Origin of the sequence: Lysinibacillus sp. FN11, assembly GCF_024628845.1 — a bacterium.
Lineage (GTDB): Bacteria > Bacillota > Bacilli > Bacillales_A > Planococcaceae > Lysinibacillus > Lysinibacillus capsici.
In genome coordinates this window covers 401,853-417,592 of sequence record NZ_CP102383.1, presented here as the reverse complement: position 1 = coordinate 417,592, position 15,740 = coordinate 401,853, and the positions used below count along the sequence as shown (strand labels likewise).

At 37.5% G+C, this 15,740-nt stretch carries 14 protein-coding genes, 2 pseudogenes and 1 other annotated feature; of the genes and pseudogenes, 1 reads left to right on the top strand and 15 read right to left on the bottom strand.

Annotation, left to right across the window (positions count from 1 at the left end; translation table 11 throughout):
- The 7 genes from NP781_RS01925 to NP781_RS01895 all read right to left on the bottom strand — a co-directional run bounded on the left by NP781_RS01925 (position 1) and on the right by NP781_RS01895 (position 6,668).
- Positions 1 to 879, bottom strand: a complete 879-nt coding sequence (locus tag NP781_RS01925; protein ID WP_257521279.1) for an aspartate carbamoyltransferase catalytic subunit — start codon at positions 877 to 879, stop codon at positions 1 to 3.
- Between the two features lie 194 nt (positions 880 to 1,073).
- On the bottom strand, positions 1,074 to 2,384 hold the full coding sequence (locus tag NP781_RS01920; protein ID WP_221679768.1) for a uracil-xanthine permease family protein: 1,311 nt from the start codon (positions 2,382 to 2,384) through the stop codon (positions 1,074 to 1,076).
- Between the two features lie 14 nt (positions 2,385 to 2,398).
- Positions 2,399 to 2,947: a bifunctional pyr operon transcriptional regulator/uracil phosphoribosyltransferase PyrR gene (gene pyrR / locus NP781_RS01915; RefSeq protein WP_004227349.1), complete on the bottom strand. Its 549-nt coding sequence runs from the start codon at positions 2,945 to 2,947 to the stop codon at positions 2,399 to 2,401.
- A 240-nt stretch (positions 2,948 to 3,187) separates the two neighbouring features.
- Entirely contained in the window at positions 3,188 to 4,099 is a 912-nt protein-coding gene (locus NP781_RS01910; RefSeq protein ID WP_004227348.1) for an RluA family pseudouridine synthase, read from the bottom strand.
- Positions 4,096 to 4,575 (bottom strand): signal peptidase II, encoded by a 480-nt coding sequence (gene lspA, locus NP781_RS01905; RefSeq protein WP_004227346.1) that lies wholly within the window; start codon positions 4,573 to 4,575, stop codon positions 4,096 to 4,098. The genes NP781_RS01910 and lspA overlap by 4 nt, the downstream gene beginning before the upstream one ends.
- A 164-nt stretch (positions 4,576 to 4,739) precedes the next feature.
- Positions 4,740 to 6,308, bottom strand: coding sequence for a sodium/solute symporter (locus NP781_RS01900; RefSeq protein ID WP_004227344.1), 1,569 nt, complete (start codon positions 6,306 to 6,308; stop codon positions 4,740 to 4,742).
- A 24-nt stretch (positions 6,309 to 6,332) separates the two neighbouring features.
- Positions 6,333 to 6,668, bottom strand: a complete 336-nt coding sequence (locus NP781_RS01895) for a DUF485 domain-containing protein (RefSeq protein ID WP_004227342.1) — start codon at positions 6,666 to 6,668, stop codon at positions 6,333 to 6,335.
- A 202-nt stretch (positions 6,669 to 6,870) separates the two neighbouring features.
- Between NP781_RS01895 and NP781_RS01890 the strand changes: the two genes are divergently transcribed.
- A complete protein-coding gene (locus tag NP781_RS01890; RefSeq protein ID WP_221679763.1) occupies positions 6,871 to 8,076 on the top strand; it encodes an AraC family transcriptional regulator in 1,206 nt (401 codons plus the stop codon).
- Positions 8,077 to 8,175: 99 nt separating this feature from the next.
- Here the strand turns inward: NP781_RS01890 and ileS are convergent.
- The 8 genes and pseudogenes from ileS to sigG form a co-directional block, all read right to left on the bottom strand.
- Positions 8,176 to 10,943 (bottom strand): annotated as a pseudogene (gene ileS, locus NP781_RS01885) (isoleucine--tRNA ligase).
- A 112-nt stretch (positions 10,944 to 11,055) separates the two neighbouring features.
- Positions 11,056 to 11,279 (bottom strand) — a binding site (T-box leader).
- Positions 11,280 to 11,375: 96 nt separating this feature from the next.
- Positions 11,376 to 11,899, bottom strand: a pseudogene (locus NP781_RS01880) (DivIVA domain-containing protein).
- A gap of 95 nt (positions 11,900 to 11,994) precedes the next feature.
- Entirely contained in the window at positions 11,995 to 12,783 is a 789-nt protein-coding gene (locus tag NP781_RS01875; RefSeq protein WP_257521278.1) for a YlmH family RNA-binding protein, read from the bottom strand.
- A gap of 170 nt (positions 12,784 to 12,953) precedes the next feature.
- The gene (locus NP781_RS01870) at positions 12,954 to 13,235 is read right to left on the bottom strand and encodes a YggT family protein (protein WP_221679756.1); all 282 of its coding nucleotides are present in this window, start codon (positions 13,233 to 13,235) and stop codon (positions 12,954 to 12,956) included.
- Between the two features lie 20 nt (positions 13,236 to 13,255).
- A complete protein-coding gene (locus tag NP781_RS01865) occupies positions 13,256 to 13,753 on the bottom strand; it encodes a cell division protein SepF (RefSeq protein ID WP_004227319.1) in 498 nt (165 codons plus the stop codon).
- A complete protein-coding gene (locus NP781_RS01860; protein ID WP_306829647.1) occupies positions 13,737 to 14,441 on the bottom strand; it encodes a YggS family pyridoxal phosphate-dependent enzyme in 705 nt (234 codons plus the stop codon). The genes NP781_RS01865 and NP781_RS01860 overlap by 17 nt, the downstream gene beginning before the upstream one ends.
- A 118-nt stretch (positions 14,442 to 14,559) precedes the next feature.
- Positions 14,560 to 14,802 (bottom strand): PRC-barrel domain-containing protein, encoded by a 243-nt coding sequence (locus tag NP781_RS01855; RefSeq protein WP_225340754.1) that lies wholly within the window; start codon positions 14,800 to 14,802, stop codon positions 14,560 to 14,562.
- Positions 14,803 to 14,933: 131 nt separating this feature from the next.
- On the bottom strand, positions 14,934 to 15,707 hold the full coding sequence (gene sigG, locus NP781_RS01850; protein WP_004227313.1) for an RNA polymerase sporulation sigma factor SigG: 774 nt from the start codon (positions 15,705 to 15,707) through the stop codon (positions 14,934 to 14,936).
- Positions 15,708 to 15,740: the final 33 nt, after the last annotated feature.

The following is a 15,740-nucleotide window of genomic DNA, read 5'->3' as shown; positions in this document are numbered from 1 at the left end:
TTATTCTCTCCCCTTTAAAATGGTTTCCATAATAGCCATCCGTGTGTAAACACCGTTCCGCACCTGTTCAAAAATTCGCGAGCGATCACACTCGACTAACTCAGAAGCAATTTCGACATCACGATTGACGGGTGCTGGATGCATAATAATGGCTGATTCTTTCATTTGCTTTTCTCGTTCAATTGTTAAACCAAACTCTTGATGGTAACCTTCCTTCGAGAAGCTTTTATTTACTTTATGACGTTCATGTTGCACACGTAGTAACATAATGACATCACTTATTTCGATCAGATTATCCCATGAATGGTGCGCTTCAAAACCGCCAGACCATTCTTCTGGGCAAAGGAAATGAACATTTGCCCCTAAACTTTGTAATGCTGTTGCATTTGATTTCGCTACTCGACTATGAGAGATATCTCCTGCAATTGTGACATTCAACCCTTCGAAATAGCCAAACTCTTTTTTGATGGTATAAAGATCCAATAAGGATTGTGAAGGGTGTTGCCCAGCACCATCCCCTGCATTAATAATCGCTACATTAATACCATCCAGCAGCTCATTGTAATACTCATCTTCTGACGCTCGAATGATGACAGCATCTAAACCAATCATTTCCAACGTTTTGACAGTATCGTACATCGTTTCCCCTTTCGTAACACTTGAAAACCCTGCATCAAAAGGGATAACATGACAGCCAATTTTGTATTCTGCCATTTCAAAGCTTGTTTTTGTGCGAGTACTTGGTTCAAAAAATAAATTGGCCACTTTGTATGTGCGAGATAACGATGATGTTTCACCATTTTCAAATGCTTGCGCAAGATCTAGGATTTGGTTAATCTCTTCTGTTGTTAAATGTTCCATCGATAATAAGTTCTTCATCATGTGACCTCCATTAGGTTGTGAATCGTGAACGTCTATATATGACGTTCTCTTTATATAAAGTAAAAGCCCCGTTGATGTCATCAACGAGGCATGAGGAGGCGTGACAAACTACAGCAAGACATATATCCTACTTCAGCCTGTCCACAACTTCCCTTTTTTTGCCTCTCTGGACAATTCATTAAAAGGTACTACTATGAATCTTTATTTTGATTGTATTGTACGGGTATATCAGCTTCTTTTTTACCTGGTAGAATCGCGTTCAATAGCACACCAATAATCGCCGCTAGTGCCATTCCTTCAACACTCAATGATTCTGAGATAACAAACTTGGCACCGCCAATACCAATGACTAAAATCACTGAAGCAATTACTAGGTTACGACTGTTACCAAAATCAATATGATTATCTACTAGCATACGTAAGCCACTTGCTGCGATAATTCCGAAGAGTAATATGGAAACTCCACCAAGTACTGCGGTTGGAATCGTTGCAATTACTGCCATTGCTTTCCCGAAGAATGATAGTAAGATAGCAACCACTGCTGCACCTGCAATAACGTAAATACTGTATACTCTAGTAATGGCTAGTACACCAATATTTTCACCATACGTTGTTTTCGGAGGACCTCCGATTAAAGCACTAACAAATGTGCCAAGTCCGTCACCTAGTAGCGAACGGTGTAGTCCTGGCTCTTTAATATAATCCCGATCTACTACTTTTCCTAATACCAATTGATGACCAATATGTTCCGAAATTGTTACAATTACGATTGGTACCATGATAAGTAGAATTTTTGTTGTTATTTCAAACTCATAATGCACACCTGGTATTAAGAAATCAGGCATTGCGAAGAATTTTGCTTTGGCAATCGGTGTATAGTCTACTATGTCGATCAGCATGGAGTAAATGTATCCTACAATTAGGCCCATCAAAATTGGCATAGTGCTTAAAATTCCTTTAAAGAAAATCGTAAAGATGATAGCTGTAAAGACCGTAACTAAAGCAGCTGAGAAGTGTAAAAAGCTATACTCTCCATTGACGTTCATCGCCATATTCACAGCCGTACCAGAAAGTCCAAGCCCAATTACCATAATTACTGGACCTACAACAATCGGTGGCAAGATTTTCATAATCCACTTATAACCACTTTTCCAAATGATTAAGGATACAATTCCGTACGTAATGCCGACAGCCATAGCACCGATCATGGCATTGCCTGGATTTACACTTGAACCGTCTTCATTTAAACCACCTGCAGCAAGTAAGATTGGTGCAATAAAGGCGAAGGATGATCCTAAATAAGCTGGTACCTGAAATTTCGTAATTAATAGGAAGAATAATGTAGCAATTCCGCTTGTTAAAAGGGCAATCGCTGGACTAAGACCAACTAACTGCGGTACTAAAATCGTTGAACCAAACATCGCAAACATATGCTGGAAACTTAATGTCACTAGCTGGAGCGGAGTCGGTTTATCCTTAATATCTAAAACTGCATTTGACATACTGTTTCCTCACTTTATTGTTCGTCTTCTTTGTAAATAATGACGCAATCTTCTCCGTCTACTTCTTGTAAATTGACAACAATGCGCTCAGAGCCAGAAGTTGGAACGTTTTTTCCCACATAGTCTGCTCTAATTGGTAGCTCTCGATGTCCTCTATCTACTAGAACAGCTAGTTGAATTTGTGCAGGTCTTCCTAAATCCATTACAGCATCTAGAGCTGCACGTACTGTTCGACCTGTATAAAGTACATCATCCACTAAGATGATTTTTTGATTTTTCACTTGATACTCGATATCAACTTGTTCTACATGTGCTTGTTCGTTTTCATGTTTCGTTGTTAAATCATCTCGGTAAAGTGTAATATCAAGTTCCCCTGTACGAATCGGTTTACCTTCAATTTTTTCAATTCGCTGCGCCAAACGTCTGGCTAGAAAGGCACCTCGTGTTTTAATGCCAACTAAAATACATTCATCGATTCCTTTATTACGTTCAATAATTTCATGGGCTATACGTGTTAATGCTCGTGTCATTGATGGGCCATCTAATAATTCATTTTGTGCCATATTCGTATCCTCCTCTCTTCAATCTATTATCGGCCATGTGTCCATAAAAAAACCTCTCGAGGCGAATAGCCTGAGAGGGTTGTATACGTGTCGAAAAAGCATGTTGGAAAAATTTGCAGCACAAATTTCCACAACACTATCACATGTCCCTTCTCAGCCTCTCTGGACTGCCATTAAAGGTGAATATTTAGTTATGTTGTTCATTCACTGTCGTTAGTATAGACTTTCTTTTCGTATACGTCAATGCCTATTTCGTAAATCATTTAATAATTGTTCATAATCAGCTGGAAGTGGTGTTTCAAACTCCAAATATTCTCCAGATGAAGGATGATCGAATCCTAAAGTCGCTGCATGTAACACTTGTCCCCCAAAGTCGATTGTCTTTTTCGGGCCATATTTTGGATCTCCAACAAGTGGGAAACCAATATAATTCATATGCACACGTATTTGGTGTGTACGTCCTGTTTCTAAACGACATTCCACGAGCGTATAGTCACCAAAACGTTCAACAACTTGGAAGTGTGTGACAGCATGTTTACCATTATCGACAACTGCCTGTTTTTGGCGATCTTTTTGGTCACGTCCAATTGGTGCATCAATTGTCCCCTTATCATGTGCAATATGCCCGTGGACAAGAGCAATATATTTACGAGTAACTGTTTTATTAACTAATTGATTGACTAATGATTCATGAGCCGTATCATTTTTAGCAACCATCAATAAGCCCGATGTATCTTTGTCGATACGATGGACAATCCCAGGTCGTAGTACACCATTAATCCCAGATAAGTCTTTACAATGATACATTAACCCATTTACTAGTGTACCTCCCATATGGCCCGGTGCTGGATGTACCACCATACCCTTTGGTTTATTCACAACAAGAACATCTGCATCCTCATAAACAATATCTAAATCTAAATTTTCCGGGACAACATCCAATTCTTCCACTTCTGGTACATCAATAGCGATGATGTCACCAGCTTTAACCTTATATTTTGCCTTTACAGCATCACCGTTTACTTTAATGACTCCATCACTAATCCAGTTCCCAATTTGCGTACGTGACCACTCAGATTGTAAGCTGGAAAGTGCTTTATCAATGCGCTCTCCTTGCTGCTGTTCTTCAATTGTATATGTTACTTGCGTCATTGTTTCACCTGTTTCTTCTCTTTTTTATCTTCCATAATTAAGCCAATCATCAGCACGACAACTGCTATTGTTAATGCAGCATCTGCCACATTAAAAATAGGGAAATCATAATTAATAATTGGAATTAAAACATCTACAAAATCGACCACTTCTCCTCTAAATAGACGGTCAATAAAGTTACCTACTGCACCACCAAGCAAGAGCATTAAGCCAACTTGAAAAACAGGCTTTCCCTTTGCTTCTTTATGATAAAAATAGACAATCGCACAGATAACAGCAACTGTGACAATACTAAACAGCCACATTTGCCCCTCTAGCATCCCCCATGCTGCCCCTCTATTTCGATGAGACAAAATACCAAACCATGGGTCCCATACAGCAATGCGTTCAGCATATTCCATATTTTTCACAATCAGCCATTTTGTCCATTGATCCAGTAAAACGACAAAAGCAGCTAATCCATAATATTTATACACAGACATTCCTCCGTTCACTCAACATCTTACCTATTCTACCATAACAGTACCATTCACAATAACTAATATCATATCTAAATATGGCTGATTCTAAATCTCTCCAAGAAATATAAAAAGGCTATCCCTATTACGTTTAAGCAATAGAAATAGCCATAACTTATTGATTAGACAGTTTCAGATTCTTTTGAATGTACTCGCTTCATGAAGTCATTAACATCTGCAGGAACTTTGCGATCTATTAATGACACGATAATAACAGATAAGAAGCCCACAGGCACTGTCACAATACCTGGAATTTTAAACTGCAAGAAGCTTGGTAATGTTCCTGGTAAAAAGATCATCCACATAGACACGCCAAGTCCTATTAATAATCCTGCAATGGCTCCTTTTTCTGTCATGCCTCTCCACCAAATACCTAAAATGAATATTGGTGTAAATGTACTTGCAGCGACAGTAAAAGCGAGCGCCACTAAATGGCCAATGGATGCATCCTTTACAAGTAAACCCAATGCTCCATATAAAATACCTAATAATACAATAGCCACTTTCCCAGCAATCACTCGTTGTTTTTGTGTAATATCCTTTTTCATGATATTGGCATATAAATCATGAGCTAGTGCACCTGAGCTTGTAATAAACAACCCTGAAAGATTGGAGAAGATCGCTGCAAATGCTCCCGCTATAACTAATCCTAGTAGCCATTTGCCCCCTAGTGCAAGGGCTGTAGTAGGAATAACCATATTATTACCACCTAGCACTAAATCACGCATAACTTCCTCACTAGCTGTCCCGGAAATGAAAATAGATCGACCTACAACACCTAAATAAACAGCTAACAAGAAGAACGCACTTGCAATCCCAATGGCCATGAGTGCAGATTTACGGGCTGCTTTAGCACTTGGATTTGTATAAAAGCGCAATAATATATGTGGAAGTCCAATTGTTCCTAGCGCTAACCCAATCGTCATACTAATTGTTTGCCAGAACGTGGGGAAATAGAAGCCCGTGCCTGTCCAAGCAGCACCATCAAAATTGATATCATTGCCATCTAAAGCATATGGTGAAGTGCCTGTGATTGGACCACTAAATGAATGGATGGCTGCTAAAATTTTATCATAATGTAAACCGCCATAAACTGCTGCAATTAACATCACGATAAACGCACCAAGACGAATCCACAACTCTAATGCTTGGTTGATGGTTGTTCCTTTCATACCACCAATACCTACATAAAAAATCATAACAACACAAGTAAATATAATGCCGAATTCATAAGAAGTACCGAAAAACATACTTAAAATTTGTGCAGCACCTAATAATTGGGGAGCTGCATAAAATCCAGAAATTGCTAAAACCACCGCTACCGCTACAAGTCGTGCTCGTCTACTATGAAAACGATAACCTAAAAAATCTGCAACGGTAAATGCACCAAAGCGTCTTAAAGGACCTGCCACAAAAATCGCTAATAATGTTAACCCAATGGAGAAGCAAAAAGCATAATAAGCACCATCATATCCAAGTTGAAATGTTAACCCTGCGATGCCTAGGAATGTTGCTGCACTTAAGTAATCCCCACCAATGGCAGAACCATTTGTAAACCATCCGAAACTTCGGCCACCTACAAAGAAATCCGATGCTGTTGCATTTCTTTTTGTTAAATACGTAATGTATACAATTGTTCCCATTAAAGCAATGGTCATTAACATCTTTGGTTCTAATAGAGCTTCCATCATTCAACATTTCCCCCTTTATTCCAACTACTTATTTGCTATATCGTATTTTTTTAGACGTTTCTCGTACATGGCCGTATGAACATATGCAATAATAAATGCCATAGCCATCATTACAATCGTTGTCACAAACCATGTAACTGTCATACCACCCCACATCTTCTTAAACGCAAATGCTGGCGCAAACCAATTCATAACAGGGATACTAAAAATCAAAATAAAGTAAAATATCGATAAACCTAAACCTGTTGTAAATTCATCTTTCATAATTTTGTTTGTTGTTGCATCTAAAGGTGGTAGATCTTTCACATCAATTGTTCCTGCTTCTACATAGTCATAATCATGACTGCCTACTTCTGCCATAAGCTAACTCCCCCTTTTCTGATAAATGAATAATTGTCTGAAATTTCAAATTATTATTCACTACAATTATTCTATTCTATTTCCACTTCAATATAGATATAAAATATTGCTGTATTAGTACAAAAAATTGCTATTTTAAGTTAAAATATTTTTATCTTTTTATTCGTAGGGGGCTGATAGCATTTTAAAGGTGGTATGGTATATGGAAAGCTCATTTGACAAGCAGCAAATGAGTGAATGGTTAAAAGGGGTTTTACCAAACGCTTTAGAGGAATGCAAAGTGCCAAAGCCAGAAGATGAGGTCATTATTGTCTATGAAGTCAATCGGTTATTTGATTGGGTAAAGATTAATCGATTAAAAAGAAATTATCCTAATAGTATTATTGTCCCGTTTGTTACAGAACACCTTACCTACTCGACTGGTATAGCAATTGAATTAGCTTTACCTGCACTTCTCATAAAACCATTACAAAAATCAAAATTTTTACGAATCGTAAAAAAGCTGTATACGTCCTATCAGGAAAAAAAGGCGAGTACACTTACAATGCTTGAGCTATCACAACAAGTATCCCAACAACATACCTCTCCATTTAGGGAAGCATTTTTAAAACGCCTGATCCGTGGAGAAATTGACAATGAACAAGAAATAATACAATCTGCTTCATTTTTATCTACAAGCTGTATACCTAATATTGTATTTTTAATTCAAGGCTATATTGATGGGGCTAATAAGAAAGCTGTCCCACAGGATGCAAGTAGTAGTATTACAACTGTTTTTCGTCAGCACTTTGCTGAGAAAGCCTCATTATCCTTTTTACATTTTGAACGCTATTTATTACTTCTTATGCGAATTCCTAGTGAGTACAACTCTTTCAAACATTGGACTGAGGGTGAAGCCTGTTTATTAGAGGTTATCGAGACCCTAAAAAGGGATTGTTCTATTCATCTTTTTATGGGGGTTGGGGGTGTATTTCAGGATGCTATGCAAGTGAAGGAATCCTATAGCCAGGCTAGAAAAGCCCGTAGAAAACCACCTATCCATAATATACACATCAGATATTACGAAGATTTAACAAAGCATGAGCAGCTTCAAAAAGCTATTCAGTATATTGAAGAACATTACGACGAACAACTGACCATTCGTGATGTTGCAAAATATATTAACTTTAGCCCAACTCATTTTAGTAGACTATTTAAAAAAGAAACAGGTCGCAATTTTGTTGACTATGTTGCTTATACACGCATTATCAAAACCTTACCTTTTTTACGTAAGTACGACTACACCATAGAAAAAATCTCCTCCATCTGTGGCTTCAATACACCAAATTACTATAGTTTAACATTTAAAAAATATGTAGGTATCTCTCCAACAGACTATCGCAATACGACAGAAATTTTATTTAAATAATAGAAAAGAATCTGCAAAACTTCCATGAAAAAAGCAAGCCTCCATCAAGGAGACTTGCACATCCTCTACATTAAAATGCAGATTCTTGTTATTTATAGATTAAACGTAATACTTTTCTACAACCTCTGCACAGCGAGCACATACTGTAGGTTGTGCTTCATTTGAACCAACTGTTTCAGAAATTGACCAGCAACGCTCACATTTCTCACCTGTAGCTTTCTCAACAACAATGGAAACATGCTCAAGTGTTAAAGCTTCAGCAGGTGCCTCTTCGATGGTAGCTACCTCAAAAGCTGAAACGATGGAAAGTTGTGCAAAATCAATGTTGGCATCTTTCAATAATACGACAACATCTTCTTTCGCATAGACAGTGACTTTTGCTTCAAGTGATTTACCAATTGTTTTCGCATTACGTGATTCCTCTAATGCTTTTAAAATATCATCGCGTACATCAATAATTTTTTCCCATTTTGTACGTAGGCTGTCAAAATTCGCTTGATCATCTACCTCTGGGAAATCTGTTAATTGCACAGAAACTTCTTCTACAATACCTTGAGCATGTAGATAAGACCACATTTCATCCGTTGTATGTGGGATAATTGGTGTCATGATTTTTACCAATGTCATCAATGTATCATAAATAACTGTTTGCATCGCACGACGATCCTTATTGTCATGACCCTCGATATAGACTACATCTTTGGCAATATCAAGATAGAATGAAGATAACTCTACAGCAACAAAATTATTGACTACATGATAGACAGCAGCAAAATCATAGCGATCATAGGCAGCACGCACAGTTTTTAAGACATCCTGTAAGCGCATAAACACATATTGATCCATTTCACGAAGCTCAGCATAACTTACACGATCTTTCTTAGGATCGAAATCAGCAATATTGCCGTGTAAGAAACGGAAAGTATTACGAATTTTACGATACACTTCAGATACTTGCTTTAACATATCCATAGAGATGCGCACATCTGCTGTATAGTCAACAGAAGCAACCCATAAACGAAGTATGTCTGCTCCATACTGATCCATTACTTTTTGTGGAATAATCACATTCCCTAAAGATTTACTCATTTTACGTCCTTCACCATCAAGAACAAAACCATGTGTTAAAAGTCCTTTGTATGGTGCATAGCCGTTAATAGCTACAGATGTAATAAGAGATGAATTAAACCAACCACGATGTTGGTCAGAGCCCTCTAAATAGAGATCAGCTGGATATTTCATACCACGCTCTACTAGTACACCTTGGTGTGATGAACCGGAATCAAACCATACATCCATAATATCATTTTCTTTTGTAAATTCGCCGTTCGGGCTACCTGGATGTGTAAAGCCTTCTGGTAATAACTCTTTTGCTGTTTTTTGGAACCAAATATTTGATCCATTATCACGGAATAATGCTGAGACATGACTAATTGTTTCAGGCGTAATAATAGGTTCACCATTTTCAGCATAGAAAATCGGAATCGGCACACCCCACGCACGTTGACGTGAAATTACCCAGTCTCCACGATCACGAATCATATTATAAAGACGAGTTTCTCCCCAAGCTGGTGTAAATGCTGTTGCTTTTACAGCCTCTAATAACTCCCACGGAATGCTTCAACAGATGCAAACCATTGTGGTGTCGCACGGTAAATAACAGGCTTTTTCGTACGCCAGTCATGTGGATAGGAGTGCGTAAAGAAATCAAGCTTTTCTAAAGCTCCTACTTCTTTTAGTTTTTCTGTAACAAGTTTATTTGCATCATTATAAAACACGCCTTCAAAGCCAGGTGCTTCATCTGTATAACAGCCACTATTATCAAGAGGGCTAAGAATACCTAAACCATACTGTTTACCAATATGATAATCGTCTTCACCGTGCCCTGGTGCTGTATGAACACAACCTGTACCCGCTTCAGCAGTTACGTGTTCACCTACCATGATAAGCGATTCACGATCATAGAATGGATGTTGTGCTACAATACGATCTAATGCCTCACCTTTTACTTCTTGTACAACCTCATAGTCTTCCCATCCAAGCGTAGTTGCTACTGACTCTAATAACTCTTTGGCAATGATGAATTTTTTAGTAGCAACTGCAACTACTACATAGATAAATTCAGGATTCAAAGAAATCCCTAAGTTTGCTGGTAATGTCCATGGTGTTGTTGTCCAAATGATAAATTTAGCATCTACTGGAACAATGCCCTTCGCATCCTTGATAGCAAAGCTTACATAAATGGATGGGGATTTGATGTCCTTATATTCAATTTCAGCTTCCGCCAAAGCAGATTCAGAAGATGGAGACCAATAAACCGGTTTTAACCCTTTATAGATATATCCTTTTTCCGCCATTTTACCGAATACTTCAATTTGACGTGCTTCAAACTCAGGCTTTAACGTAATATATGGATTTTCCCAATCACCTCGAATGCCTAGACGGCGGAATTGGGCACGTTGATTGTCAATTTGCTCATAAGCATACTCTTCACAAAGCTGGCGGAATGCTGCTACTGACATTTCTTTACGTTTTACACCTTTGTTAGTCAATGCTTGCTCAATTGGTAAACCATGTGTATCCCAACCTGGAATATAATTGACATGGTAGCCAGTCATTGAACGATGACGTGTAATCATATCCTTCAATACTTTATTTAGAGCATGGCCGATATGGATATCACCATTTGCATAGGGAGGACCATCATGTAGAACAAATTCTGGTCGACCTTCCGTACGTTCCATCTGTAATTTGTTAATATCCATGCCATTCCATTTTTCTTGCATTTTTGGCTCATTCGCCGGTAAATTTCCACGCATTGGGAAATCTGTTTTTGGCATTAATAAAGTATCTTTGTATTCAACCATTAAAATTCCTCCTTTATTTTACACAAACAGGTAGACATTATTCTCATAAGACAGTTATTGGCAAAATTATCTAAAACGATTCGGAAACAAACAAAAAAAGCCCTCAATCCCACTAAGGGACGAGAAGCTTCTACTCGCGGTACCACCCTAATTGTAGTACAAAAAATTGCACTACCTCTTAAAAGCACGTTTAACGTCGTGCATCACGAAATAACCTACTTTTTTCAGTTATTTAGCTCAGAAGTGATGTTCAATGCTAGTTGTATGTTTGGGCTCTCACTGTCCCCAAATCGCTTAACAACGCCTAACAAATACTGTCTTCGTCTCTGCTTTTATGCATATCTGTTCAAAATAATTACTATTACAAAGTATATGAAATTCAAACAATCGCGTCAAGTTTCATTTGTCAATTGTAACAATTAAAAAGAAAAGTTAAATATCCTCAGAATCCTGTGCTTCATCAACAGATGCTTGAATTTCTGTTAAATCAATATCATATTGCAGCAAATGATCCCAGTCATCTGCATTAAGTAAATCCAACTGTGCTTCTACGAGCATCTTGAAACGATTACGAAATACCTTAGATTGCTTTTTAAGCTCATCAATTTCAATCGTCACCTTACGAGCCTTCGTCAACGCTTCATTGACAATTCGATCAGCATTTTTTTCAGCTTCTTTTACGATGAGCTTTGCTTCTTTTTGAGAATTTCTTCTCACTTCATCAGCCGCTTCTTGTGCAACGACAATAGATTTCTGCAAAGTTTCTTCTAAGGAGTTGAAATGTCTCGCTTGTTCTAAAGCCATCTCTAATTGCTTATCAACCTCTTTTTTTCACGAAGCAGAATTTCATAGTCTTTAATAATCTGATCTAAAAATTCATTTACTTCATCTTCAGCATAGCCTCTGAAGGCTTTTGTAAACTCCTTATTATGTATATCAATAGGTGATAATGGCATACAATCCTTCTCTCCTTTACATGTACATTCGTAATTCCTATTATACAATTGTTCCGACAACTTAGCAGTAAAAATTAATGAAATTTACTTCACTTTCAGCTTTTTTGGGCCAATCGACCGACTTGAAGACGGATTTTATCTTTTTTAGTTCGGCCTTCAGTCATAATAATTTTCACCCGACCACTTCCACGTATCGATAAAATATCTCCTTCTTGTAATTCAAAAGCAACTGTATCTCTTTCTGTCCAATTTACACGAACCTTTTTCCCAGTAATTAAAGCTTGCGCTTTTTGGCGTGATACATTTAATACAGTTGCAATAATTACATCTAAGCGCATGGAAGATACTGTATGGGATTCCTCCAACCATTCTTCCTCATTTACAATAAGGGAATCCGCTTCTTTTAAAGACTCAATATGCACCTTAACTTTACCAATACCTGTTAAATGTAACCGAACATATTCTGCTACCTCTTGAGCTACAACGAATTGCACCTGCTGATCATTTACACGAATATCACCAAATTTGCCACGGTTTAAGCCTAATGAAAGCAACGCACCTAAAACATCAGGATGTCGTAATTGGACAAATTTCACTGGATATTGAATCGTAAATGCCACTAACTGAAAGTCTTCTTCTATCGCTTCATAATAAGAAGGAAAAATAAGCATACGCTGCCTCTCTGCCTCTTCAAATAAACCTGTGCATGCAGTTTGTAGGGTATCATCTTGCCCGATAATCGATGTCACAATAAAACGCTGTCTTGGATCAAGAAAATCTGTCAGCTTAGGCGCATAACGATCTTCAACCTCACGCTGCCAGCTTATTACCTGTTCAATAAAGGGCTGTTCATCTTTTCGAAAATGCTGGATTAAGTGTTCCATCTTGTTGTCTCCTCTTTCACTAGTTCCATTTTGCTTTGTTAGTTGGAAACTTAGTATTCCCAATTAATGACGTTTGGACGTCATTGTTTTATAATTTTTTATTAGTCGCTTTAGTAGCGGAGAAAATTAAAATAAATAAAAAATCCCCACCAAAACGTGAGGATTTATTTCTAAGCGAACATAAAATATAATTTCTGAATGACTATATAAAGCCCTCTTTCTATAAAATTCAGCATAAAGATGGCCACAATTGGGGAAATATCAATCATACCAAGAGGAGGAATGAATTTCCTAAAAATCCCTAAATATGGCTCACAAACTTTTTCAAGCATGCGACCAATGGCTGAATTTTGAGCGGCAGGCACCCAAGACATTAAGATATATGCAATTAGCATGAATGAATAAATCTTAAATGCTAATGATACATAACCAAGTATAATAAAAAAAGTCATATAAACTACAATCCTCGCTATTAATTATCGTCTAAAATAAAGTTTGTAATTTCACCAGTCACTTCTACATTATCTGGCGTACAAAGGAAGATATCTTTACCGATACGTTGAATATCTCCAGCAAGAGCATAGACTGTGCCACTTAAAAAATCAATAATGCGTTTACCTTGTTCTCTTTCGATACGTTGCAAATTGACAATTGTTGCACGTTTATTTTTTAAATGCTCTGCGATATCTTGTGCTTCTGCATAAACTCTCGGCTCTATTAAAACAACTTTTGCTCCCTTAGAACTCATAGCTGCCTGCAAACTGACTATGTTATTAGGAGTTGCTGTGCTTTGTGGCATGATTTCATGAATAGGTGCTTTGCGTTCTTTCATCATTTTTTTTGGCTTAACTGAATGAATCGGTTGCTGTTGTTGTATGGGTTGTTGTTGCTGAATAGGAGCTTGCGTGATTTCTTCTTCTAATTCTTCTTCAAGGTAAAAGAAGTTTTTAATCTTATTTTTCATGCTCATCCTGTTCCCCTCTTTCATTTCCAACAAGAGCCGTTCCGACTCGAACAAAAGTAGCCCCTTCCTCTACCGCAATTTCAAAGTCATTAGACATGCCCATTGATAACTCGGTACAAGGTGCGTGTGCGAATCCTTGCTCGGCTATTTGCTGTTGACATTGTTTTAATTGCTTGAAAACAGAGCGAATAATTGCTTCGTTTTCGGTGTTTGGTGCCATAGTCATTAAACCTACAACTTGAATCTTCGTAAAACCTTTTAATGCTTCTACAAAAGGCAAGACTTCTTCGATGGTTAAACCATGTTTTGATTCTTCACCAGAAACATTTACTTGTACAAAACATTTAACAGGTTGTTCTGCTCTTTTTTCAATTTCTTCTGCTAAACTCAAACGATCTAAGGAGTGTAAATAATCAATGCTGTTAATCACTTGTTTTACTTTACGTGTTTGAAGCGACCCAATGTAATGCCAATGAACATCAGCATGAATCTCAGTAATTTTACGATGTAAGCCCTCAGGTCTGTTTTCTCCTAAATGAGTGAGCCCTGCTTCAATTGCTTCTTGTGTTCTTTCAACAGAAACTTCCTTCGTCACGGCAATTATTTGGACTTTTTCGCCCTCACGATTCCCTTTTTTTTCTGCTGCTGTTATTAAATCATTTAGTTTGTTTAAATTTGTTAAGATTTTTGTCACTGTTTTTCCCAACTTTACAACAATAGTTTCTTTTATTGTAACAAGCAATGCTTGATTTATCAATGAATAGCCTGACCTATGTCAGCATACAATTTCACAATTTTAATGAGCTGATGTCTTAAGAAAGGGCTTTGACTAAAATGACATCCTTACCAACAACAAGCACATCCTTCATATACACTTTTCTCACAGACTCTTCACCTTTAAAAAAACCAAGATATTTGCGAGGCTCTGCAATCAAAAATGCTGTCACATAGCCTGTTTCTTTTGATACTTCAGCATCTATTACAAAGCCTATAAATCGTCCATTTCCTGCTTCTATGACTTCTTTTTGTTGTAACATCGAAAAACGCAATGACATACCTCCTCTATTGTTTACTTTCGTATAATCATTTCTACTACCATCAAACTTTGCTGTTACTTTATATTTATGTATCATTTGTTCATTGAATGAAGATAAAATGCGCACCGAATTATACGATGCGCATTTTTTTATTTGTAATCTTTTTGCATTGTTTCAATTGCATTTTTTTCAAGACGTGAAATTTGTGCTTGAGAAATCCCAAGTTCTTTGGCAATTTCAGTTTGGGTCTCTCCATAATAAAATCGTTTGGCAACGATCATTTGCTGACGTTCATCTAGCTTTTGCAAGCTTTCCTTTACCGACACATAGGCAACCCATTGATCCTCTGATACATCATCATCACGTAATTGGTCCATCATATAAACAGCATCTCCGCCATCTGAATAAATGGGTTCCTGTAACGAAACTGGATCTTGAATGGCATCCAAAGCAAATAAAACGTCTTCCTTTTTCATGTCAATCATCTCAGCAATTTCTTCAATCGTTGGTTCTCGCAAATTATCGGTTATCCATTGTTCTTTTGCCTGCATTGCCTTATAAGCTATATCTCTTAGAGAGCGAGATACACGTAATGCATGATGATCACGCAGATGGCGACGAATTTCACCAATAATCATTGGTACAGCATATGTCGAAAATCGTACATTATGCTTTAAATCAAAATGATCAATGGCTTTCATGAGGCCAATACAGCCTACTTGAAATAAATCATCTGCCTGTTCACCTCTATAGGCAAATCTACCGACAATACTAAGCACTAACCTTAAATTGCACATCACAAGCTCTTCTCTAATCTCTGTTTCTCCAGCTTGTAATCGGATGAAGAGTTCCTTCATTTCCTCGTGCTTTAGAATTGGCAAAGTCGATGTATCTAAGCCGCAAAGATCTACTTTTGTTCGCATATTCGATTCCTCCGGATGTTATTCTCTGACTAA